Here is a 23,544-nt window from a genome sequence, read left to right on the forward strand (position 1 = left end):
CTGTCTTCATTTCCTCTTCATCCTGAAGTATCCGCCTAAACAGCTTTTTACGTCGAAAACGGTCACGAAGGCCAGGTGTTTGATCATCCTGGTTATCTCCGGGATGTCCTTTCTGTTGCATATTATCTTGATTATATATCTGGGGCCGTTCTTCCCCTCACCTCTTATCATCGTAGTGCCGAAACCTCTGTCTCTGAGGTCGTCTACGACCTTCAACGTCTCGTCGCTACAGGGTGCCATCGCCTCCAGCATCGTATAGCCTTTCATGAACTTGTCCTCCATAAAGGCCCCTACATAGTTTCCGAAGGCGTATCCCGTGCAGTATGCCAGTAGTTCCATGGTCTTGAGGGTGCGACCGCCCCCCAGTATGTGACTCAGCACCGCCATATATATCATAATCTCGAAGAAACCTATCATGGTGGCGGCTATTCTATGTCCTCTCACCAACTGGAGAATCCTGAAAGTGCCGAGGCTAACGTCGGTTACTCTGGCTAAGAATATCATTGTCATGCTGAGCAGAAGAGCGGTGTCGATCAATGAAATCACGGTCCTTTCTAGTGTCTTTTTCCCTTTTTCCTGTGCTATGCTTAGTCGTGAGATAAAGCTTCGATACGGAGGCATTTCAGCCTGCGTAAATACATTTTCGGGAGGTCTTTTATATGAGAAGATGCACCGTCCGAGTTGGGAAGCTATTTTTTGTCCTGATGGCGATAATGGCTTTTTCCATGCCATCTTGGGGCAAGGATGGAACCGCCACTATAGTGGGATTCAACGATATGCACGGGAAGATATTTTCCTACGAAGCCACGGTAAAGGTTGACGGCGAAAAGGTCAAGGAAGACGTTGGAGGAATAGCTAGAATGGCCTCGGTTATAAGGGAGATAAAATCTCAATCTCTCGGTAACGTCGTCGTGGCTCAGATGGGTGATACGGTTGAAGGTCCGCTTTTCTTTTTCTTTCATGGAAAAGCTGAGCTGGCCGGAATAGACGCGATACCGGTGGACGTTGGAATTCCTGGCAACCACGAATTCGATCTGGGAGCCGATGTGTTCGGCCAGTTCGTAAGGACCGCCTCCTTCCCCTTGATATGCGCCAACCTGGATACCTCCATAGAGGACTGCGAGCTGCCAGCTACCTGGACGACCACTCTGAAAAACGGTCTTAAGGTAGGGTTTTTTCGGTTTGCTCTGTACTGAACTGGCATCTCTCACCAGTCCCGGTCCTGATATCGCGGCCGGCCAGGATCTGATCGCCGTTTCCGAAAAATGCGTCGAGGACCTTCGAGAACGGGGATGCGATGTCATAGTAGCGTTAACCCACGTGGGGATCGACTCAGATAGGGCACTGGCCGGATCCGTCTCGGGAATACATGCCATCTTAGGAGGACACAGCCATACAGTGATGGAGTCTCCGGAGATAGTGGAGGGCCCAGATGGATGGAGGACCATGATAGGACAGGCCGGTGCCATGGCGAGATACGTCGGTTCCATGGCGGTAACGGTCAAGGACGGAGAACTCGACGTCGAAAGATCGAGCTGGAAGCTGATCGAGATGCGTCAATCTATTCCCAAGGCTCAGGACGTAGAGTCCGCAATAGAGCCTTACGGAGAGGAGCTTAAGAAAAATCTGAGTAAAAAGGTCGGAACCTTCGCTGCCGATATGGATGCCACCAAGCTTGTGGTGAGGGCCCGTGAATCCGCATTAGGAGACTACCTGGCCGATGGACTTCGTTGGAAAGCCGGAACCGACGTAGCCTTCGTGAACGGTGGAGGTATCAGAGGAGACAGAGTATTCCCCGCCGGAGAAATTTCCTACAACACGATAATGGAAATCTTCCCTTGGGGCAACACTATGCAGACCTTCTCTTTCTCCGGAGCGGAGCTGCGGGAAGTGATGGAGATATCCGCCTCGGCTCTCAAGGGGACGGACGATGAATACGATCCGGCCGTGAGGGCTCCTAGCGGAGCTTTTCTACAGATATCCGGTCTTAGAGTGGTCCTCGATCTCACCAAGGCCCCTGCATTGATAGACAACGATTCCAAGTTGATCCGTTCGGGAGCCCGGGTAGTCTCCATGGAGATAGAGAGGGACGGGAAAAGGATTCCTCTCGAGGACGACGAAATATACACCGTCGCCACCTATTCCTGGACCGGAGGAGGAGGGGACAAGTATTATCCTTTCGCCCGTAAAAAAGCCGCCGAATCCTACGTTACCGACTCGGACGTTTTGGCTGAGACCATAAGACACACCGAGGGGATAGTGGAAAAATCCGAGGACGGGCGCATTGCGGTGAAAAAATGAAGTCAAAGGTTTAAGGTCTAAGGGTTTCCTGAAGTAGTTCCGGTCTTTAAGCAGGTGTGCCATCGATGGCGCACTTGCTTTTTTTTGCGTCCTGTTGTAGGATATCCTGAACTTAAAATCATAGCTTGGTTTTTTAAGAAACCTTAGTTTTGTGGAGGTGCCTATGTATCAGGTCGCTTTAAGTCTGTCAGATGGAACTTCGAAGAGTTGCCTTTCGACGATCGATGGAGTCGATATCGAGGGGGAGCTTGTCTTCACCACCGCCTATCCGGGGTACTCTCAGTCCATCACAGATCCGTCCTATCACGGTCAGATTTTGGTGTTCGCCTTCCCCTGTATAGGAATATACGGATTGGACGAAGTGGATTTTCAGAGCTCCAGGCCTTGGGTTAAGGCTGTGGTCGTCCAGAGACTCCAGGATACGGAGGGGACTTTTGAAAAATGGTTGGCCAAATGGGGTGTTCCAGTCATAACCGGGCTCGACTGTAGGTCTTTGGTCCTGAAGTTGAGGGAAATAGACACTCCAATGGCCAGGATATCCGAGACGAGAGAGCCCCCCATCGTCGATACTTTGGGGGGTGGCCTCGTTTCCGAAGTCTCCTCTTCGGCGGTGCGAAATTATGGATCCGGTAGCACCTCTGTGGCTTTGATCGACTACGGCACGAAGATGGATATAGTCAGGCGTTTGGTCGACAGAGGGTGTTCCGTGACCCTTTTGCCTCACTCCGTCGATCCTCGTCTCGTCCTGAATGGAGATTTCGACGGAGTCCTGTTAAGCAACGGTCCCGGTGATCCTTCCCTTTTGCCCGAAGAGATAGGCGTTGTGAGAGAGCTGTTGGGTAAAATTCCTATTCTAGGTATCTGTCTCGGTTGTCAGATATTGGCTTTGGCTTGCGGTGCCGAGACCGTCAGGCTGCCCTACGGACACAGGGGAGGAAACCACCCGGTTTTGGATCTCCGTACCGGCAGAGCCATGGTGACCAGCCAAAATCATGGTTATGCCATAGATGAATCCAGTCTGAAAAATACCGATCTGGATATTTCTTTCCGTCATCTTTCCGATGGAACCGTGGAGGGGATCTCCGATCCCGCTCTCCGCATTTCCGGGGTACAGTTTCATCCGGAGGCGGGGGCCGGGCCTATGGACGGACTATGGATATTCGACGACTTCGTAGACACCCTGAGGAGGACTTGATCGATGGACGTTATCGAGAAAATACTGGTTATAGGTTCGGGGCCCATAAGAATAGGACAGGCCGCCGAGTTCGATTATTCCGGGAGTCAGGCCTGTCGAGCTCTGAAGGAGGAGGGATACGGCACGATCCTGCTGAACAGCAACCCCGCCACCATACAGACCGATACGTCTTTGGCCGACATGGTCTATCTACGTCCTCTTACGGTGGAGTCGGTGGAGGAAATTCTCGCTGCTCATAAGATCTACGGCGTTGTCGCTACCTTGGGAGGACAGACCGGCCTGAACCTCTGTGTGAGTTGTCAAGATATGGGTCTCTGGGACCGTTACGGCGTGAGAGTACTGGGAACCTCGGTGGCGTCCATCCTGAAGGCGGAGGGTCGGGAGTCCTTTAGAGACTGTGTTAGCTCCATCGGGGAGCCGGTGGTGGAAAGCGCCTACGTGGGATCGATGAAAGAGGCCCTGGCCTTTGCGGAAAAGACGCCCTTTCCCATGGTGATAAGGCCCGATTTTACTTTGGGAGGAACCGGCGGAGGAGTAGCACGGGATGAGTCTTCTTTGAAAAGAATAGTCGCAGAGGGGCTTAAGGCGTCTCCGGTATCCAGGGTCCTGGTGGAGAGGTATCTTAAGGGATGGCGGGAGATAGAGGTAGAGGTCGTCCGGGACGGGTCTGGGAATTCCTTGGCAGTCTGTGGTATGGAGAACGTCGATCCCATGGGGGTGCATACCGGAGATTCGGTCGTGGTATCTCCGGTCCTGTCTCTTAGCGACAGGATCTGGCAGACCCTGCGCTATTCGGCCCTCAGGATAGTGGATGCCCTGGACGTAAGGGGAGCCTGTAACGTTCAGTTCGGATTAGCTCCCGATGGAGATGAATACGTCGTCATAGAGGTCAACCCTAGGGCCAGCAGATCCAGTGCCCTGGCCAGCAAGGCGACGGGATATCCCATAGCCAGAATAGCCGCGAAAATCGCTCTGGGGCGTTCCTTGAGCGAGATGCCAAACCCTGTGACCGGTACGGGCAGTGCGATGACAGAACCGGCACTGGACTACGTTGTGGTAAAGGTTCCACGTTTTCCTTTCGATACGTTCGATACGAAGGACCGATCCCTAGGGACCAAGATGAAGGCTACCGGAGAGGTCCTGGAGATGGGGCTTAGCTTCTCCGAGGCTTGGATGAAGGCCATGAGATCCCTGGGAACCGAGTCCTGGCGTTTCTCCGTCGACGGGGTCTGTCTGTCCGACGAAGAGCTACAGGAAGATCTGACGATCCCTACCGACAGAGCGCTGCTTTCCTCCATGGAACTTTTCAGAAGAGGCTATTCGACGAATTGTTTGGCACGGAGGTCCTCTATCGCTCCTTGCTTTTTGAATTTTCTCGAGGAGATCGTGTCCATGGAAAGAGTCATCTCTTCTGGAGGGCGGCTGGACGAATTCGTCTTGAGAAAGGCCAAGTCCATGGGATTTTCCGACAGGGCCGTCGCCTACTGGGCCGGAGTAGAAGAGGGAGATGTCAGGGATCTTCGGAGGAAGGAGGGGATTGTTCCGGGGTATCGCGAGGTCGACGGTTGCGCCGGGGAATTCCCCGCCGGGTCCGGTTTCTGGTACGGCAGCTACTCCGCCGAAGGAGATGTTTTTTCCGCCCCCTCAGGGAGAGCTGTGGCGGTCCTCGGTTCCGGTTCCATAAGGATAGGGCAGGGGGTAGAGTTCGATTACTGTTGCGTGAAGGCTGTTGAGGCCCTTAGACGGAGGGGGATTCGGGCGATTATGGTGAACGATAACCCCGAGACGGTGAGCACCGATCACGATATCTCCGACGGACTCTACGTAGAGCCATTGACTGCCGAGGACGTCGAAGCGTTGCTCGATAGGGAGGGGATATCCTCGGTATTCGCCTCCTTCGGCGGGCAGACTTCGCTGAAGGTAGGTCTGGATCTGGAGGCCAGAGGTAAGGAGCTTATAGGAATCTCCGGCGATACGGTGATTCAGGCCGAGGATAGAGGTGCTTTCGTTTCTCTGCTCGATCGACTGGCCATTCCCTATCCTAAAGGGACTGCGGTACGAGACATTAAAGAGGGGCTGTCCTGCGGTGATGGCATCGGCTATCCTCTCATGGTTCGTCCCAGCTTCGTCATAGGAGGGGCGGCCATGAGAGTGGTCTACCGTCCTCAGGACTTGGAAGGGGTCCTGGAAAGGGCGTTTTCCGTCGATGCCGATCAGGAGGTTTTGATGGATCGATTCCTCACCGGCAAAGAATTCGAGGTGGACGTAATCTGTGATGGCAAGGACGTGTTCGTGCCGGGTATTTTCGAGCATCTGGATCCGGCCGGGATCCACTCAGGGGATTCTATGGCGGTGTTTCCCGATATCTCCTTGAACGAAGAGATGCGTTTGGAGATAGCGAATATCTGTGAATCTCTCGGGAAAACGATGAACATAAAAGGCCTTTTGAACGTTCAAATGGTCCTTCACGGCGGTCGGCTGTGGGTCATAGAGGCCAATCCTAGGGCAAGCCGAACTGTTCCCATAGTGGCGAAGCTCACGGGATTGCCCTTGGTGGATATAGCGGTAGGCGTGGGGTTGGGAGAGCCCCTTTCATCTTTCGTCGTTCCCGGAATTCATCGTTATCAAGGACCGATGGGGGTCAAGGTTCCGGTTTTCTCAACAGAGAAGATCCCAGGGGCAGAGGTGAGACCCGGCCCGAGGATGAGCTCTACCGGGGAGTCCCTGGGATTGGGCGAGTCTTTAAGCGAGGCACTGAGAGAGGCCTGGGTCGGTGCCGGGTGGTCCGTCCCCCGTAAAGGCAGAGTCCTTTTTTCCGTGGACGATGGCAAAAAGGCGGAGGCCTGTGCCATTGCGGCTCTTTTCGAATCCAAGGGATGGGAGGTGGAAGGGACTCCTGGGACCGCTTACTTTTTCTCCAGATGGGGGGTGAGTTGCCGTTCTGTCGTGAAAAAAGATGGATTGTCGGCCTCCTTGAACGATGGACGATGGGATCTGGTGGTAAACCTTCCGGGGCCCGATCTTGGTGCTATTAAAGAGGGAGCGGGAATAAGGAGAAATGCCATGGAAACGTCGACGCCCTGTCTTTTCTCGTTGGAGGCGGCGTCGGCTGTGGCGATGGCGTTAAACTTGACATAGTTGGTAGGGTATGCTAGTCTAGCATCGAAACACATTGGACTTTACGTCTATCTTCAGGAGGCGATGCCATGAATGGCAAGGTATATATGGATTATGCCGCCACTACCTTCGTTAGACCGGAGGTCGTGGCGGCCATGATGCCCTACCACTCGATTTCCTTTGAGAACCCTTCGTCGCTTTACAGCTACTCCGATGGGAACAGACGAGCTATAGAGGAAGCTCGAGAGGCGGTGGCCGACCTCATAGGAGCGTTGCCTGAGGAGATTTTCTTCACCGGCGGCGGTTCGGAGGCGGATAACTGGGCCCTTAAGGGGTTGGCTTTCTCTCGGGCCGGCAAAGATAAACGGCACCTGATAACCACCGAGACCGAACACCATGCGGTGCTCCATTCCATGGATTTTCTGGAGAGGATGGGTTTTCGTGTCACTTATCTTCCTGTAGATTCGGAGGGATTCGTCTCCATCGATAAGTTGAAGGAGGCCATAAGAGACGACACCTTGTTGGTCTCGGTCGCATTCGCCAACAACGAAATAGGCACTATTCAGGATGTAGAGGCGATCGGAAAAGTCTGTAGGGACAGAGGTGTACTGTTTCACACCGATGCGGTTCAGGCCGTGGTTCACGTGCCTATAGACGTGAAGTCTATGGGGATAGATATGCTTTCCATGGCGGCCCATAAATTCTATGGCCCCAAAGGTGTCGGGGCCCTTTACGTGAAAAAGGGGATACGATTGGAGAATCTCATACACGGTGGAGGTCAGGAGAGATCTAGACGGGCAGGAACGGAGAATGTAGCGTCGATAGTCGGTATGGGAAAGGCCGCCTCCTTGGCCTCGGAGGAAATGGAGTCTGATTCCCTAGAGATCTGCAAACTTCGTGATCGTCTCATCGATGGAGTCATGTCCACCATACCTCATACCAGGCTCAACGGTCCCGTGGGAGACAGGCGTTTGTCCAACAACGCCAACTTCAGCTTCGTAGGAATTGAGGGAGAGACCCTTCTGTTGGACCTGGACGATGCCGGGATAGCCGCCTCTACCGGAAGTGCCTGCGCGTCCGCTTCTCTCGATCCGTCTCACGTCCTAATGGCCATAGGGCTGTCTCACGAGATGGCCCACGGTTCTGTCAGGTTGACTCTGGGGCGGTCCAGCTCTGACTACGACGTGGCTCGACTCCTGGAGGTCTTGCCCTCCATCGTGGAGGGGAGAAGGGCGATGTCTCCTCTTTGGGACGACTACATGGCCCGACGGGAGGTTCTGTGATGCTATACAGCGAGATCGTGATGGATCATTTTAGAAATCCGAGAAATGTCGGGGAGATTGAGAATCCCGACGGGGTCGGAGAGGTAGGCAACGCCAAATGTGGCGACATAATGAAGATATATCTCAGGATAGAGGACGACGTCATAATCGACGTCAGATTTAAGACCTTTGGATGTGCCTCCGCCATAGCTTCCTCCAGCATGGCTACCGAGATGATAAAGGGCAAGTCCGTCCAGGAGGCCGCCGAGCTCACCAACAAAGCAGTAGCTCAGGCGTTGGACGGCTTGCCTCCGGTCAAGATGCACTGTTCCGTACTGGCCGAGGAAGCCATAACAAAGGCTCTCAACGATTACCTGGGCAAAAAAGGGCGTCCACTGCTTCCCGAGAGGAACCAGAATCAGCTTGCCCACGATCATGGCAACCGATAAGGGCTATAAAAAGAAAGAGTAGGAGGGGATTTCCCCTCCTACTCTTTGCATTCTATCTTTTCTTGAATCCCTTCAGGTAAAGCTCTCTTATCTCCGATATCAAGGGATATCTGGGGTTGTTGCCGGTGCACTGGTCGTCGAAGGCCAGCTCGCTTAGTTCGTCCACCTTGGCCATGAAATCCGCTTCGTTGACCCCTGCCTCTTCGATGGTCGAGGGGAGGTTGAGGTCCTTTCGTAGCTTCTCTATGGCGGATATGAGCGCCTCTATCTTGTCGTCGTAGCTCTTGCCAGGCAGCCCAAGGTAATCGGCCACCTTTGCGTACCTCTCTTTGGCCTCGGGGTACTTGTACTGGGGGAACGCCGCCTGTTTTCTCGGTGCAGATGTCATGTTGTACCTGATGACCTCGGTTATGAGTATCCCGTTGGCAACCCCATGAGCCACATGGAAGGCCGAGCCCAGTTTATGGGACATCGAGTGGCACAGTCCCAAGAAAGCGTTGGCGAAGGCCATCCCCGCCATCGTCGCAGCGTAGTGCACCTTTTCCCTGGCCTCGGGATTGGCCGCTCCGTCTCTGTAGGACGCCGGTAGGTAGGTGAAAAGGAGTTTCAGAGCCTCCATGGCTATGCCGTTGGTGTAGTCGGTGGCGGTGGTGGCCACCAGTGCCTCCAGGGCGTGGGTAACGGCGTCTATCCCCGATGCCGCAGCCACTCCTCTAGGCATGGATAGAACCAGGTCCGGGTCCACTATGGCCATGTCCGGAGTGAGCTCGTAGTCCGCTATGGGGTATTTAACCCCTTCCTTGTCATCGGTTATGACAGCAAAGGGAGTGACTTCCGAGCCGGTACCGGAAGTCGTGGGGATAGCGACCATTATGGCCTTCTTCCCCATTTTAGGGAACTTGCAGACCCTTTTTCTTATGTCCATGAAACGCATGGACAGCCTGTCGAAACGGACCTCCGGATGCTCGTAAAGCAGCCACATGATCTTGGCCGCGTCTATAGGAGATCCTCCTCCGAGGGCCAATACCACGTCGGGGTTGAAATCCTTCAGCCTCTCCAATCCCTTCTGGATGGTGGAGATGTCTGGGTCGGGTTTGACGTCTGCGAAGATCTCGATCTCCATGCCCATGCTCTCCAGATGCTTGGTCACCTTGTCCGAGTAGCCCAGGTCGTACAGCGGGCGGTCCGTCACGAGAAATGCCTTTTTACGGCCCTCCAGCTCATTCAACGACTCGGAAAGGCATCCGGGTTTGAAATAGACCTGGGAGGGGATGCGAAACCACAGCATATTCTCTCTTCTTTCCGCAACGGTCTTCAGGTTGATCAGATGACGGATTCCGACGTTTTCGCTGACACTGTTGCCTCCCCAGGAACCGCATCCCAGAGTCAAAGAGGGCTCTAGACGGAAGTTATAGACGTCTCCAATTGCTCCCTGGGAACTGGGCATGTTTATTAGGACCCTGCCGGTGGACATCTTCTCGCTGTAGGCTTTTATCCTGTCTCTGTTGCTGGGCTGGGTGTAGAGAACCGAGGTGTGTCCCATCCCGGCGAATATCACCAGTTTGGAGGCCTTTTCCACTGCGTCGGAGAAGTCTTGGGCTCTGTAGAGTCCCAGGACTGGAGATAACTTCTCGTAGCTGAGGGGTTCGTCGGAGCCTATTTTTTCTGCCTCTCCTATCAGGACCTTGGTTGCCTCCGGAACCTTGAAACCCGAGAGCTCGGCTATCCTGTGGGCCGGTTGGCCGACTATGTCTACGTTCAGCTTTCCGTCCTGAATTATAGTCCTTCTCAGCTTTTCTCTTTGGTCGTCGTTAAGTATTATGGCACCTCTCTCGGTGAACTCTCTGTACACCTTGTCGTATACGGATTCACACACGATCACCGATTGCTCCGAGGCACATATAAGTCCGTTGTCGAAGGTCTTGCTCAGGAGTATGGAGTTTACCGCCATCTTTATGTCGGCGGTCTCGTCTATCACAGCCGGGGTGTTCCCCGAGCCTACCCCTATGGCAGGCCTTCCAGATGAGTAGGCGGCCTTCACCATGCCGGGACCGCCGGTAGCGAGGGTCATGCTTATGGATCTATGGGACATGAGGTACTGGGATCCTTCGACGGAAGGTTCCTCTATGCAGGCAACTATGCCTTCCGGAGCTCCTGCCTTGACGGCGGCGTCGTGTATCAATTTTGCCGTCATTACGGTACATTTCTTGGCCCTAGGATGGGGGGAAAATACGATCCCGTTTCTGGTTTTCAACGCCAGCAACGCCTTGAATATGGCTGTAGAAGTCGGATTTGTCGTCGGAATTATTCCGGCCAGTACTCCCAGAGGCTCAGCTACCCTGAAGAAACCGTTGGTCTCGTCCTTTTCGACGATGCCGCAGGTTTTATGATTACGGTACTTGTTGTATATGAACTCGGAGGCGAAATGGTTCTTTATAACCTTGTCTTCCACTATGCCCATGCCGGTTTCCTCCGAGGCCGCTTTGGCCAGAGGAATTCGGGCTTGGTTGGCCGCCATGGCCACCTGGAAGAATATCTCGTCGACCTTTTCCTGACAGTATGTGGCGTATTTTTCCTGAGCCGCTTTGGTCCTGGATACCAGATCGTCGATCTCTCTCGGTATATCTCTGACGGATTTTTCGGTCGTTTTTGCGTCTTCTGGGATTTTTTTGGTGGCCATTTTTGTAGAACCTCCTTGAAAAATAGTATTAGGTAAAACAATAACTATCGTATAGCTTGATAGGTATTGTAATCACATTCACAAATAAGTCAAGGGAGATCCTTAGGGGTCAGAAGAGACAGATTTGACCGATAAAACGAGGTCGATTTTTGCTGCTGTAGAATTGAATACAGAGAAAAGTTTGCCTTCGATTCTTTTAAGTGTATAATCGAAATAGATACGTAACCGAACCATATCATTTTTCAGTGAGGTGAATCGATTGAGCGTAGCTGAGACAAAGGCGCAAGCACGTTCGGCGGAAAACTCACGGTATGAGGCCTTCCGGGGTAAGAGGTTTCTGAAACGTAAGGTTCTGGTTCGAGAAAGACTTAAGTTATTCGGTTTCGAGGTCAACACCGAGGTAGGGCAGGAAGAAAGCGACGTCGATAAGCGGTAATTCGAGGATTGAAAAAGGGGCCGGTTAAAGCCGGCCCCTTTTTCAATCCTCGTGGTATACTCGCATTTTTATCGGTTTTATCATGGATAGGGTTGTAAATAAATTTGATGAGAGAGGTTTTTTCGATGTCACATGAAGACAACTCCTTTTCGTATCGATCCATGGAACGCCTTTTTCGCCCCAATAGTATTCTGATAGTCGAGGATTCTCTAGGCGGCGGCGTAATATCAAGGTTGAGAGCACTTCTTCACGAGTGGGGTTTCTCCGGCGAGGTCGTAGCCATCTCGGAAGAGAACGCGACGTCGATTGAGGATCTGCCATTTGTCCCCGACCTGGCTATGATTCTTTCCTCTTCGGATTTCTCTTTGAAGGCCTTGGATATCTGTTCTCGCGTAGGAGTTCCCTATATGGTGCTATTCTCCCGGCTGGAAGGTTCCGGCCGGGATCATAAACCTATCCTGAAGAGGGTCCTCTCCAGAGGCACCAGATTTATCGGCCCCGAGTCTCAGGGGTTCGTCAATTTCGTTGATTCCATACCGATCAGTTGTTCCAGCGCTCTGGATCTCAGTCAGGGAGAGGAGGGACATGTGGCCTTAATCTCTCAAAGCGGAGCGTTGGGTTTTTCCGCTTTGGCCATGGGGATAGACTCAGGGGTTCGTTTCCGTTACGTGGTGACCACCGGGGTATCCATGGATCTGGACATGATAGATATCGGACGTTGGATAGTGGAGGACCGCGAGGTAAGGTTGATTATATTTTATATCGAGGGTATGTCTGATGGGCGGGCTTTTCTTTGTCTGGCTCAGGAAGCCAGGGCAAGGGGAATATCTGTCGCGGTAATGAGAGGCGGAACGTCGAAATGCGTCAGGGATAGGGTCTTGGACAGATATGGCTTAGGTTCCTCTACCGACGACGGTATATGGAGAGCTGTGGCGAAGCAATTTGGATTGGTGCTGTTGGACGATCTTGAAGAGCTGATAGATATGTCAAGAATTATAGGGGAAAGCGAAAGAGCCTCGGGCAGCAACGTGGCGATTCTGTCCCTTTCCGGTGGTATCGGGGTTATTCAGGCTGATAAGTGTGTTTCCCTAGGGCTGAACGTGGTGGGATTATCCGATAGGACCAAAGAGGAGCTGTCGGACGTGCTACCCTTAGGAAGCATATCCCAAAACCCTGTAGTCGTCCCTCATTCAATTGAAAATCCATTTTCCGTTTTGTCCAATGCGCTCTGTATTCTTCAAAGTGCGGATGAGGTCGATGCAGTTATAGTGGATGTTCCGATCATGTCCGCCGGAGGGGCCGAATTGGTGGCTGATGCCTTGATAGGTACGGTTCGCCCTGATTCGAAGCCCATACTGTGTTGTTGGTTGATAGACGATGCTCACGGTAACCACGCTTTGGAGAGGCTTCGTAGGAGCGGGATACCACTTTTCGATAGTCCTAGAAGATGCGCGGATGCTCTAGTATCCCTTTTGGGTATGATACAGACTCCGGTTCCTTCAGAGTTGGAATGTTCTCCCTCCGGTGCCTCCGTGCTGGATCTGTATCCGAAGGATCTCAACGAACACGATGCCACCGATTTTATCGGTCGCTACGGCCTCTCCCTGGTCAGACAGCGTTTCTGCCGTTCTTTGGACGAGACCCTGACGGCCGGTAACGAGATCGGCTATCCTGTGGTCCTCAAGGTAGTGTCCACCGACGTGTTCAGCAAGAAGGCCGCCAGAGGCATAGCCCTGAGTCTCAGGACGGAGGAGGAATTGCAGAACGCCTATGGCCGTATACTGGAGAGGACAGGACGCTCCTGTCCGGGGGCGGTCATAGACGGGGTGTTGGTGCAGGAGATGGTGGAGGAGGGCATCGAATGTATGATAGGGATGAAGAGGGATCCTGTCTTCGGACCAGTCGTCGCCGTAGGTTTGGGAGGGGTTCTCTACGACGTAACTAAGGACCTGGCCCTCAGACTAGCACCTCTGGATTTTTCCTCGGCTCTGGAGATGGTCGAAAGCCTCAGAGGGTATCCTCTTTTTTCCGGGTTAAAAGGGACGGAAACGCTGGATTTTAAGGCCCTTGCCGGTGAGGTGGTAAAGGTCTCTAGGCTATCCTGTGCCGAGCCGGACCTTCAGCTCCTGGATATAGATTCGGCCTTTGTGACCTCTGAAGGCGTTAAAATAGCCGACGTCTACGCCTTCAGGGCTAGAAAGGATGATGTATGATGTGGAGTTTCTTTGTCTCTTTCGCTTGGCTGGTATTGGGATACCTGGCAGGGTCTTTCCCTACCGCTTATCTGATTGCCCTACGCTTGAGGGGCATAGACATAAGGACCTACGGTTCCGGTAACGTTGGGGCGACCAACCTGGGAAGGCTCATGGGTAAGAAATGGGCTTTTTTAGTGGCTATAGTGGACATGCTAAAAGGGGGAGTCGCGGTGCTTATGATCCGGCTTTTCGGGGCATCCGATGTCACAGTGGCTATGGCTGCTTTCGCCGCCGTCATGGGCCATAACTACCCTATATGGCTGGATTTTAAGGGTGGTAAGGGGGTCTCTACCACCTACGGTACCCTTTTCTTCGTAGCCCCTCCTGGGTCGATGATAGCCGTTCCTCTCGGTGGACTCGTCTGGCTGATTATATTGAAGATTGGAGGGTATGTCTCTCTTGCATCGATCCTTTCGTTATTCGGTTTAGCGTTTATCCTTCCTCTTTGTGGAGTTCCTGCTCCTTTCGCCTTGTCTGCCTTTGGATTGGCTGTTTTATCTACGTGGAGACATAGAGCCAACGTTAAAAGGCTTCTCTCCGGTCGAGAGTCAAGGGCCCGATCTAAATAAGATCAGCGAAGCTCTGACCTATTGACTATTTTTGACCAATAGGATAGAATGTCGACATTATCGTATATGGATAGGGGGAGTTGTGGTGCGGAGCCTCACCGAGGTCATAGAGAGTCACATAATAGAGCTTCTCGAGGGAAACGACGAGGACGTCGTATCCCTTCGTAGAAAGGAGCTTGCTGAGAGGTTCGGGTGCGTCCCCAGTCAGATAAACTACGTTTTGAGGAGCAGGTTCACCCCCGAGCGGGGATATCTCGTAGAAAGCCAGAGGGGCGGTCACGGCTACATAAGGATTCTACGGATATGCTACGAGACCCCGGATGCCAGACTCCGTCATCTGGACGACCTGGTAGGAGACAGCATTACCGAACAGGAAGCTAAGAGGTTGTTGGCTTCCCTTCAGTCCAGAGGTCTTCTCGAACTGAGGGAGAGGCTTTTGATAGAGGTTGCATTGCGTCATGTGGACGATATGGGAGAATCGGTCTTCGATGTGTCTCCCTATAAGAGAAACGTTCTCCAGGCCGAGCTTCTCAAGAGAATGCTTCGCAGTCTGGTTCTTTCGTGATGGAGGGTAGTATGTGGCAGTTCTTTACAGAGAGAAGCAAGAAAGTCATACAGCTGGCTCATAGAGAGGCCCTCCGATTGGGCCACGATATGATCGGAACGGAACATATACTTATGGGGTTGGCTCTGGAAAACGGCGGGGTTGCCGCGCAGATTCTATCCTCTTTAGGGTTGCCTTCGGACGAGTTGCTAGTGGCGGTCGAGGCTAGCGTATCGCTTGGAGAACCCATAAAGAAGCCGATGGATCTCCCGTTGAGTCCCAGGGCCAAGAGGGTTCTGGACCTCTCCATAAGGGAAGCCAGGAACATGGGGGTCAACTACGTCGGCACCGAGCATATTTTGCTCGGTCTTTTTTCAGAGGGGGAGGGCATGGCGGTACAGGTCCTTAGAAATATGGGACTGGAACCGGCGGAGGGCAAGAAACAGGTTCTTCGTTTTCTCTCAGGAGGAGAGGGCGATGGCAAATCCTCGAACAAACAGGAAAGAAAGGATCGGAATAGAACGCCGATCCTGGATCAGTTGGGGATAGATCTCACCGAAATGGCGGAGAAAAACGAACTGGATCCCGTAATAGGAAGGAGCAAGGAAATCCGTAGGGTCATACAGGTCCTTTCTAGAAGAACCAAGAACAACCCCGTGTTGATCGGAGATCCCGGGGTAGGCAAGACCGCTATAGTGGAGGGTTTGGCCCAGAAGGTCTTATCGGGAGATATTCCGGAGAGCCTTAAGGAAAAGAGAGTCTTTCAGTTGAATATGGGCAATCTCGTAGCTGGGACCAAATACAGAGGCGAGTTTGAGGAGAGAATGAGAAAGTTGGTCGTTGAGCTGAAGGAGTGTCGGGACGTCATCCTCTTCATCGACGAGATCCACACTATAGTCGGGGCGGGAGGAGCTGAGGGCGCCATCGATGCGGCTAATATTCTGAAGCCCAGCCTCGCTAGAGGGGAATTTCAGGTCGTAGGAGCGACTACTCTGGAGGAGTATCGTCGTCACATAGAGAAGGATGCGGCACTGGAGAGGCGTTTTCAACCCGTTAAGGTGTATGAGCCCAATCTGGAAGATGCCTTTCTGATAGTGAAGGGGCTGAGGGATAGATACGAGTCTCATCACAGAGTGACCATAACCGATCAAGCCCTGGACGCGGCGGTAAAGCTGTCCTCGAGGTATATAACCGATCGATTTCTCCCGGACAAGGGGATTGATCTCATAGACGAGGCTGCGGCTCGTGCTAGATTGGATACGATGGAGCTTCCGGAGTCCCTGAAGAAAATGGACAAGGAACTTGAACGAATCAGGAAAGAAAAAGAATCGGCGGTGAATTCTCAGGCTTTTGAGAAAGCCGCCAAGCTTAGAGACGATGAAAATCGACTTTCCGACGACCTGGAGAGGAGACGTCGTGAATGGGTCTCTCGACAGACCAAGGAAGTTCCGGTGCTTACCGATGAGAGCGTGGCTCAGGTCGTATCCGAGTGGACCGGTGTCCCTGTGAGCCAGCTTACGGAAGAGGAGTCCAAAAGGCTCTCCCGTATGGAGGATGAGATCCATCGCCGTCTTGTCGGGCAGGAATCAGCGGTCTCGGCAGTATCCAAGGCTATCAGGAGAGCTCGTAGCGGACTTAAAGATCCCAAGCGCCCCATAGGCAGTTTTCTCTTCCTGGGGCCTACAGGGGTAGGCAAGACCGAGATGGCCCGTTCTTTGGCCGATTTCCTCTTTGGTTCGGAGGATGCTCTAGTGACCTTGGATATGAGCGAGTTTATGGAGCGTCACGAGGTCTCTAAGCTTATAGGAGCGCCTCCTGGATATGTCGGGCACGAGAGCGGTGGCAAGCTTACCGAGACGATAAGGAGAAGGCCCTACTCGGTTATACTCTTCGACGAGATAGAAAAGGCCAATCCGGACGTTTTCAACGTGCTTCTTCAGATTCTAGAGGAAGGTCGTCTTACCGACGGTCAGGGTCGGAAGGTGGATTTCCGAAACACAGTGGTCATTATGACCAGTAATATAGGGGCTAGAAATATCGTCAAGCGCCAGGGGTTCGGTTTTGCCACCGATAATCACGAAGGTTTTTCGGACTGGTCCAGCGTCTCCAAGAATATAGACGAAGAGGTTAGACGGGCATTTAGGCCGGAGTTCTTGAACAGAATAGACGAACAGGTAGTCTTCAGTCCCCTCAGCAAAGAGCAGATGCTTGGCATTCTGGACGTAATGTTGAAGGAAGTCAGGGAAAGGCTCTCTGAAAAGGGTATTCGACTTACCGTCTCGACCAAGGCGAAAGAGCTGATCCTGGAAAAGGGGTATCAGCCTCAGTATGGAGCTCGTCCTCTTAGAAGAACCATACAGAGGCTGCTTGAAGACCCTCTTGCGGATATGATATTGGATGGGAGCCTGATCGATGGATACACCTCCAGGGTTGGAGTCTCCCGTGGGGAGCTGTCGTTGCGTTGCGTTCCTCCCAAAAAAGGAGATCAGCGAAAGGTCACAGCGTAGGGAAGAGGTCGTTCTCTCCCTTCCGACGGTAGGTTCACGGTGATCCCTTTCCACCATAGCTGGCTCGATCCACCTCCGTCCATGTTTATCGCTTTTACGAGACCAGCCTGTCTGGCTATGAAGGCCGCCTCGGACAGTGTGGCGCCGTCGCTATGCCACGACGAACGACCGTCTATGACGATCCAGCATAATCTGTCGCCATCCCAGCCCGCTAAAGTCCTGGGGTGGCGTTTGTTTATTATCGAATCAGAAAACCACTCGGAGGAAAATGGTCCTTCCAGACCGAGGATCATAGGGCCCGCTTGAATTACCTGTTTGGCCTCGATCATCGCTTCATCGGACCAGATGGTCTGAAGCTTGATCTCAGCCGCATCGGAGAAGGGGCCTAATCCGGATGTCCTTAGATATAAAATATTCTCTTCCGGTTTCATGAAGTGGTTCGATCCGGCTGATCTCCTGGCCTTTATCGTTTTCGACCTTTTTAACAGAAACTCCGTCCCGTTTCCCTTGATAGAGGTGGCGAACTGTCCGAAATGAGGGGTATAAAAACCTATCTTACCCTCGGATGTCGGCTGATTTATGGACGATATCGGAAGACTCTTATCCCCGCATTCAACCGACAGCCGAAAGGATCCATCTCCGAAGAAGGCCATCTCCTGATTCCAGCCTACGGCGGACCTGTTCTTATAGGTCGGCGATACCGGGATATCGTCTATAACTATCGTGCCGACCGGCCTGTTTTTCCAAAAAAAACCGGCGTTTACCGCGGCCACCGAATGGGAATGTTCCCCGATCTCGCTCAGGGAGAGCTTTCTGGCTCCTATGGAAGGTGCCGTGGTTATGGAGGTTCTCGACGGAAGAGCCTTTATCATGCACCAGAAAAGAGTCCTTCTTCCGCCTCCAATCGGCAAAATGGAGACCTTTCCGAATTCTCTGGGCACTTTCTTTGCCAATAACCACGCCTGAGCATAGTTGCTATACGGTCCTATTCTGACCGAGAAAGCGCAGTCGGTTCTCTCTATATAGGACGGGAAATTCAGGTTCTTTAGCCTTTTTATCGTCGCTCTGGCCTTCTCCTCACTGGAGTTTTCCGACAGGGCTATCGCCCACCCTTTAGGCGGGCGGCCAACCCCCTCTCTGTGTAGAGAAAGGGTATAGCTCGAACTGTTCACACTCATGTCCCACCTTACCCCTGAGACGATGCTTTCTTTTAGCCATTCGGTCAGGTCTTTCAGATCCTCTTCGTTCAAAGTATGGGAAGGGGAACGGACCAGAGCGGGAGGCATCTTAGGTTCTATTTCCCCGGCTAGGCTTACGTATGGCTCCAGGTAGGGGGGCAGCTCTCCCTTCGTCTGGACAAGGGAAGCGGCCATTTTAGCCTCGTGATGCCAGCCCATCGCTCTGAACGAAAAAGCTATGGCCTCCGCTTTGCTGATCTCTATGTCAGGATAGAACCTGTCGGAGGGGAAAAGTATCCCCATGGCGAAGGCCGATTCCACATAACGTGAGCTTGGATGATCTTTAGGAACGTCGGAAAAACTTTTCCCGTTCCAAAGAGGAAGGCTAAGTGCGGATATTATCTCGGACAGAGCTTTCCCTCTGTTCACGGCGGCAGCCGGAGTGGATACAGCTAACGCCAGCATAAAACCTACCGTTATCTTTAAAAGATGTCTCAATGTTTTACCTCCCTGATGTAATCGATTATATTATAACCGGTTAAAATGGTACCATAGGTACAGCGCGTATGGACAGATCTACTCATCCTTGTGCTACAATGGCTCTTGATGTAAAGCTCTAGAGTGGGAGGTGTCGGCAGATATGGAGAAGAATCTAGAGGCCTGGATTCGAGAACCACGAAAAAAACTGGATCCCGATGCCATGGGTTTCCCCATCGTCTCCTCCGATGTCGATGACGATGCCTCTGGACAGTCAAAGGAGGGTTTCTCCTCTCCTATCGATTTTATAAAAAAGAGCGAGGCTCCTGCACACTCTATAGAAGAGATAGTCCCCGAGAATACTCTCGATTCCTTGGCTTCAGCGGTCTTTACAGACTTGGGGATCTCCGACTCGGTTGAAATCCCTCCGTCTCCGTCCATGGGGAAGGTCGACGAAGAAACGGAACAATATCTTGAAGAAGAGCTCGCCGAACCTCAATTGTCCTCCTCTTCAGAGCCCCCCCCTCTTTCTCACATGGAAGAAGGGGCTATAAGGGATATGGAGGATCGTATTCTTTTCGATGGGGAGCCTGCATTTATTCCCGAGGATATCTCCGGGGAGGAAGAGGATCCCGAGGGCTCTAAGTCCAATTTGCCTAAAAAAGGGGAGAAGACTTCATCTCGCCGTAAGTATATTCTACTTTCATCCCTCGCTCTCGTCGGAGGGGCCGTACTTTTGGTCTGGAATTCAATAGAAACTCCAACTAGAACACTCGAAGAGGCGGATCGGATGTATTCCTCAGGCGAGTTTGAAAAAGCTGTCTCTCTTTATGAAGAAGTCGAGATGGAGAGATCTCTTCCTCTCCAGTCCCTGATAAAAAAGGGAGAGGCTCTTTTGACTGCCGAAAGATATGCAGAGGCTTTGGATTCCTTTTACGGTGCCTTGGCGTTATCCCCTGAAAGCCCGGATATTCACCGAAAAATAGGATCGATCTTGTCCCATCTTGGTTCATCCGCTCAAGCGGAGAAGAGCTACAGGGAGACGTTGCGGTTAGATCCTAGCGATAACGAAACACGTCTCGAATTGGCACGGGTGCTTTTGGAAAAATCTCAGCCGTTGGATGTCCTTCAATTAATCGAAGAAGCTCCAATCGAAATATCTGGAGACGAGGTAAACTCGCTCAGATCGGATGCGCTGGACCTTCTGTTACCGGTGGAGGATGTTATCTCTGAGGATTTATCGGGAGATCTCTCGGTCTCTCCCGATGAGTTTGTCGCCGTGTCCATGGATGAAGTCTCCGAAGACTCGGCGGTCTTGACGGTAGAGGTTCCCATAGAGATAGTCGATGAAAAAAGCTCGGAGGATCAAAAGGAAAAAACTCAACCGATTAAGGCTGAAAAGGTCGTCGAATACGAGGTTGCTTCGTCTCCTAAAGTCGTTCCTCCTAAAAAAACAGATAGGAAACAAGAGAGAAGAGACGTAAAAAGGGTTGCCCGAGAAGAAACAGACAAAACGGAGTTATCCGGTCCTAGTCTTGAAGAACGACACTTCCTGGTCCTGTTAAGTTCCTCCCGAAGGATAGGAGCCCAGGATTCGGATATGTTGAGACGACTCACCGATAAGCGCGATGTGTCATCTCTCTTTCGGTTGGGGAAGGCCTATAATATGGCAGGCCGTTTCAGAGAGGCTTTGCTTTTCTTGGAGAAGGGGCTGCTTTTGAACGATAAAGACTCTCGTCTTTTACTGGAAGCCGCCTATAGCTGCTCATCCATAGGTAGAGATCAGGATGCTATGGCCATGGTGCAGCATGTCTTGACCAAGAAGAGCGGTGCATCGTTGAAGGGAGACCCTCCTTCCGTCTTGGTCTACAGATCGAGGAATAACTGGAATATCGGATGGAACGACGGCGATGGCACTGTGAAGGATGCCACTCTTTATGCCGAGGACGAAGGAGTGTCCATTCCCGGTCTGATAGTACCTAAAATCGGTCTCGATATGTACGATCCTTTGAAAAAAGCCATAAAACTTAACCCTGGTGGGAAAGAGCTATACATAGATTTTATGGCTCTTACGGTCAAAATCACTCCGAGCCCCCCTTCGAGGATCCTTAAGGCCTCCGCTATAGCTATGGAAGCCCACAGTCTTTTTGTCTCCGGACGAAAGGACGAGGCCTTGATTTTGCTCGATACTGTTGAAGAATTAGCCCCTTCGGTGGTTTTTTGGAAAGAACTGAGGGACAGCTTTTCGACGAAGATATAAAAACGGCATTTTCAATATACCCTTTTTCATCTATACTTTTTAAGGCGTTTTATTTTTTTACGTTAGTAACATATCGATATCAAGCACAGGTGGTGGTCGCAGAATGCAGACTCAGAAGGTCGAGGAGTGGGGGTTTCAGTATATCCAGCGCTACTCCATGTACCAGGAATTCGTGAGGAGAATGAAAAATCTTCTCCAAGATTTAATCGAAAGGGAGCATGTAAAGGTATACGCTCTCGAGGGATGGGCTAAATCCCCGGAAAGTTTTATCCGTGACCTTACGGAAAGCGGTAAGGCTCTTCCTGTCGATCCGTTTAAGGATATGCCCGACTTGGCTACGGTGAGGATTCTCCTCTATTTCCCCAGCGATGCTATCGCGGTGGAGAAGACGATACAGGAAGAGTTCCTGATAGATCTTCCGAGATCCACTACCAGCAAGGATCTTGAGGATCCCGATATATTCGGCTATCGCTCCATAGTTTATGACGTCTCTTTGAAGTCCGATCGGAGCAAGTTAAGAGAATGGGAGCGTTATCGAGACCTGAAGCTTCATCTTCAGGTCCGTACGATGTTACAGGAAGCCTGGGCTACCATCAGCCCTGAAATTGCGGGAGCTACCGATGTAGTAACCAAAGGTAAACTGAAGAGGAAGCTTTCCAGGGTAAGTGCCCTTCTTGAGGAAGCAGATGAAGATTTCCACTATCTGAGAGAGGCCGCTAAGGGATTGGCCATACCTGTGACGCCCGATCGAGCCAAGCCCATAATCGATAACTCTCCTCCAGAGGAGAAAAAGCCTTTGGATAAGGAAGATTTACGTAAGCTTTTCGAGGAATCCGACGGAGCTCTCTACTCACGGTGGTCTGAGGCTGCTAGAGAGACGGGTTTCCCAGGATTTGTCCCGGACAGTTCCTATCTGGAGGATAGCCTTGATTATCTGTGCCGTATCTTTAAGGCGGCCGAGTTCAATTCAGTATCCGAGGTGAGAGATTTCCTCTCGTCTATGGAAAGAGACGGCACCGGCATAGAACAACTTAAGACGGTCCACTCCGCATTCGAGGAAGAGATCTCCTCCTGGAAAGTGGACGGTTATTCCGCAGTGTTCCTGCTAGTGTTGAACATGAAGTGGGATGTTCTTCAGAACAAAGATCTCGTGGGGTTGGGCATAAAGATGGGGTCGGATAGGATCAAAGGCGTTTGATCCCGTTTGGTGCGGCCTGTATTACCTGTGCAGGAGGGCGGAAGCCCTCCTTTTTTGAAATGTCCAGGCCCGGCAGTAAGGAGGGTGTCTTTTGATCTTTAAGGATTTTCTACGGGGCCTTTTGGTCATCGCGGTCGTCCTTTTGATTTCCGATTTCGCATTGGCAGAACCCTGTCTCTCGAAGGTCGGAGGTCAGGAGGTGACCGAGGACGACCTTATTTATCTTTTATCCAGACGGATGGACAGCAGCATGGATGTAGCGGCTTTGGCTTGGATGGGAATGGACTCCAAGCAGAGAAAAAACTTTATTTCCCACGTTGAGGACGTCCTGTTTCTCTCCGAGGCCTCCAGGTTAAGGGGACTGGGGTTGAATCAGGACGTGGCGAGGAAGATCCGTTGGGACGGCATCAATACATTGGCTAAAGCTTACGTCGGCAGAATCGGTTTGACCTGGGATCTCTCCGAAGAAGCTCTTCGAAAGTACCACTCATCCAACGGTGAAAGGTATAGAGCTCCAGAGAGGGTTTTAGCCGAGGTTCGTCACTGTGGCGGTTCATACGACGGTAGTCTCGATACAGGAGAGCCACGGTGGTTCAGCTTGAAGGATGTCCCCGATGCCCTTAAGGATGTTTTTTTTCTCGATCTCAAGCTAGGAGACGTGCCTCCTGTACTTTCTTCCGATGGCGGTCTCTGGATAGCGAGGGTGTTGGAATTTCAGGGCAGTCGAGTCCTGCCTTTTGACGTAGTAAGGGACAGGGTTAGAGAGGACCTCAAGGGATTCTACCTGGAAAAAGAGCTACGCAGACTGAGGGGTAGAATCCTTCCCGTAAACTGATACAAAAGGTGTTGACAGGATCGACCTCCTAACATATAATTCTCCCTGTCGCCGCGAGGCGTCGATGTAAATTGATCGGGGCTATAGCTCAGTTGGGAGAGCGCTTGAATGGCATTCAAGAGGTCAGGGGTTCGAATCCCCTTAGCTCCACCATTGTTTTTTAGGTCCACTCTATAGAGTGGGCCTTTTTTTGTTCCTTAGAATTCTTCTTAAAAGCGTCGATTTTATGTGTCCAGCCTTGTGGTTTTCTATGCCATGGCTCTTATTGCGTTATTGTTTAT

Annotated in this window: 16 protein-coding genes and 1 tRNA gene; 14 read left to right on the forward strand and 3 right to left on the reverse strand. The window is 51.9% G+C overall.

Annotated features, from left to right (window positions below; translation table 11 throughout):
- Positions 1 to 6: 6 nt before the first annotated feature.
- A complete protein-coding gene (locus DPEP_RS09320; protein WP_198003065.1) occupies positions 7 to 546 on the reverse strand; it encodes a DUF2179 domain-containing protein in 540 nt (179 codons plus the stop codon).
- A gap of 113 nt (positions 547 to 659) precedes the next feature.
- On the opposite strand from DPEP_RS09320, the gene DPEP_RS09325 reads away from it, so the two are divergent.
- The 6 genes from DPEP_RS09325 (at position 660) to nifU (ending at position 8,324) form a co-directional block, all read left to right on the forward strand.
- Positions 660 to 1,196 (forward strand): bifunctional UDP-sugar hydrolase/5'-nucleotidase, encoded by a 537-nt coding sequence (locus DPEP_RS09325; RefSeq protein WP_005661571.1) that lies wholly within the window; start codon positions 660 to 662, stop codon positions 1,194 to 1,196.
- Positions 1,183 to 2,301 carry a bifunctional metallophosphatase/5'-nucleotidase gene (locus DPEP_RS09330; RefSeq protein ID WP_005661572.1) on the forward strand — a complete coding sequence of 373 codons (1,119 nt, stop codon included), beginning with the start codon at positions 1,183 to 1,185 and terminating at the stop codon, positions 2,299 to 2,301. The genes DPEP_RS09325 and DPEP_RS09330 overlap by 14 nt, the downstream gene beginning before the upstream one ends.
- 163 nt (positions 2,302 to 2,464) lie before the next feature.
- Positions 2,465 to 3,496: a carbamoyl phosphate synthase small subunit gene (locus tag DPEP_RS09335; RefSeq protein WP_005661573.1), complete on the forward strand. Its 1,032-nt coding sequence runs from the start codon at positions 2,465 to 2,467 to the stop codon at positions 3,494 to 3,496.
- 3 nt (positions 3,497 to 3,499) lie between these two features.
- Complete coding sequence (gene carB, locus DPEP_RS09340; protein WP_005661574.1) at positions 3,500 to 6,634, forward strand: carbamoyl-phosphate synthase large subunit; 3,135 nt, start codon at positions 3,500 to 3,502, stop codon at positions 6,632 to 6,634.
- A gap of 68 nt (positions 6,635 to 6,702) precedes the next feature.
- Positions 6,703 to 7,896, forward strand: coding sequence for a cysteine desulfurase NifS (gene nifS, locus DPEP_RS09345; protein WP_005661575.1), 1,194 nt, complete (start codon positions 6,703 to 6,705; stop codon positions 7,894 to 7,896).
- On the forward strand, positions 7,896 to 8,324 hold the full coding sequence (nifU, locus tag DPEP_RS09350) for a Fe-S cluster assembly scaffold protein NifU (protein WP_005661576.1): 429 nt from the start codon (positions 7,896 to 7,898) through the stop codon (positions 8,322 to 8,324). Before nifS ends, nifU begins: the two co-directional genes overlap by 1 nt.
- Positions 8,325 to 8,376: 52 nt before the next feature.
- Here nifU and adhE read toward each other — a convergent pair whose 3' ends face one another.
- Positions 8,377 to 11,004 carry a bifunctional acetaldehyde-CoA/alcohol dehydrogenase gene (adhE, locus tag DPEP_RS09355; RefSeq protein ID WP_005661578.1) on the reverse strand — a complete coding sequence of 876 codons (2,628 nt, stop codon included), beginning with the start codon at positions 11,002 to 11,004 and terminating at the stop codon, positions 8,377 to 8,379.
- A gap of 597 nt (positions 11,005 to 11,601) precedes the next feature.
- Here adhE and DPEP_RS09360 point away from each other — a divergent pair.
- The 4 genes from DPEP_RS09360 to DPEP_RS09375 all read left to right on the forward strand — a co-directional run bounded on the left by DPEP_RS09360 (position 11,602) and on the right by DPEP_RS09375 (position 17,315).
- Positions 11,602 to 13,653: an acetate--CoA ligase family protein gene (locus DPEP_RS09360; protein ID WP_206740457.1), complete on the forward strand. Its 2,052-nt coding sequence runs from the start codon at positions 11,602 to 11,604 to the stop codon at positions 13,651 to 13,653.
- Positions 13,653 to 14,264, forward strand: a complete 612-nt coding sequence (gene plsY / locus DPEP_RS09365; protein WP_156775112.1) for a glycerol-3-phosphate 1-O-acyltransferase PlsY — start codon at positions 13,653 to 13,655, stop codon at positions 14,262 to 14,264. The genes DPEP_RS09360 and plsY overlap by 1 nt, the downstream gene beginning before the upstream one ends.
- Before the next feature lie 85 nt (positions 14,265 to 14,349).
- Positions 14,350 to 14,829, forward strand: a complete 480-nt coding sequence (locus DPEP_RS09370) for a CtsR family transcriptional regulator (RefSeq protein ID WP_005661583.1) — start codon at positions 14,350 to 14,352, stop codon at positions 14,827 to 14,829.
- Positions 14,830 to 14,840: 11 nt separating this feature from the next.
- Entirely contained in the window at positions 14,841 to 17,315 is a 2,475-nt protein-coding gene (locus DPEP_RS09375) for an ATP-dependent Clp protease ATP-binding subunit (protein ID WP_005661584.1), read from the forward strand.
- Here the strand turns inward: DPEP_RS09375 and DPEP_RS09380 are convergent.
- Positions 17,294 to 18,991 (reverse strand): phosphodiester glycosidase family protein, encoded by a 1,698-nt coding sequence (locus tag DPEP_RS09380; protein ID WP_005661585.1) that lies wholly within the window; start codon positions 18,989 to 18,991, stop codon positions 17,294 to 17,296. The two genes, DPEP_RS09375 and DPEP_RS09380, sit on opposite strands and share 22 nt — an antisense overlap.
- Positions 18,992 to 19,133: 142 nt before the next feature.
- Between DPEP_RS09380 and DPEP_RS12870 the strand changes: the two genes are divergently transcribed.
- From DPEP_RS12870 to DPEP_RS09400, 4 genes are all read left to right on the forward strand, one after another.
- On the forward strand, positions 19,134 to 21,230 hold the full coding sequence (locus tag DPEP_RS12870) for a tetratricopeptide repeat protein (RefSeq protein ID WP_005661586.1): 2,097 nt from the start codon (positions 19,134 to 19,136) through the stop codon (positions 21,228 to 21,230).
- Positions 21,231 to 21,333: 103 nt separating this feature from the next.
- Positions 21,334 to 22,428, forward strand: a complete 1,095-nt coding sequence (locus DPEP_RS09390; RefSeq protein ID WP_005661587.1) for a RelA/SpoT domain-containing protein — start codon at positions 21,334 to 21,336, stop codon at positions 22,426 to 22,428.
- 91 nt (positions 22,429 to 22,519) lie between these two features.
- Complete coding sequence (locus DPEP_RS09395; RefSeq protein ID WP_005661589.1) at positions 22,520 to 23,263, forward strand: peptidylprolyl isomerase; 744 nt, start codon at positions 22,520 to 22,522, stop codon at positions 23,261 to 23,263.
- A gap of 77 nt (positions 23,264 to 23,340) precedes the next feature.
- A tRNA-Ala gene (locus DPEP_RS09400) sits at positions 23,341 to 23,416 on the forward strand.
- Positions 23,417 to 23,544: the final 128 nt, after the last annotated feature.

The sequence above is a fragment of the Dethiosulfovibrio peptidovorans DSM 11002 genome, assembly GCF_000172975.1.
GTDB lineage: Bacteria > Synergistota > Synergistia > Synergistales > Dethiosulfovibrionaceae > Dethiosulfovibrio > Dethiosulfovibrio peptidovorans.

Coding starts and splice junctions, on each gene's coding strand:
- adhE (WP_005661578.1), bottom strand. CDS start 11,004: ATGGCCACCAAAAAAATCCCAGAAGACGCAAAAACGACCGAAAAATCC.
- carB (WP_005661574.1), top strand. CDS start 3,500: ATGGACGTTATCGAGAAAATACTGGTTATAGGTTCGGGGCCCATAAGA.
- nifU (WP_005661576.1), top strand. CDS start 7,896: ATGCTATACAGCGAGATCGTGATGGATCATTTTAGAAATCCGAGAAAT.
- DPEP_RS09325 (WP_005661571.1), top strand. CDS start 660: ATGAGAAGATGCACCGTCCGAGTTGGGAAGCTATTTTTTGTCCTGATG.
- DPEP_RS09390 (WP_005661587.1), top strand. CDS start 21,334: ATGCAGACTCAGAAGGTCGAGGAGTGGGGGTTTCAGTATATCCAGCGC.
- plsY (WP_156775112.1), top strand. CDS start 13,653: ATGTGGAGTTTCTTTGTCTCTTTCGCTTGGCTGGTATTGGGATACCTG.
- DPEP_RS09360 (WP_206740457.1), top strand. CDS start 11,602: ATGGAACGCCTTTTTCGCCCCAATAGTATTCTGATAGTCGAGGATTCT.
- DPEP_RS12870 (WP_005661586.1), top strand. CDS start 19,134: ATGGAGAAGAATCTAGAGGCCTGGATTCGAGAACCACGAAAAAAACTG.
- DPEP_RS09335 (WP_005661573.1), top strand. CDS start 2,465: ATGTATCAGGTCGCTTTAAGTCTGTCAGATGGAACTTCGAAGAGTTGC.
- nifS (WP_005661575.1), top strand. CDS start 6,703: ATGAATGGCAAGGTATATATGGATTATGCCGCCACTACCTTCGTTAGA.
- DPEP_RS09375 (WP_005661584.1), top strand. CDS start 14,841: ATGTGGCAGTTCTTTACAGAGAGAAGCAAGAAAGTCATACAGCTGGCT.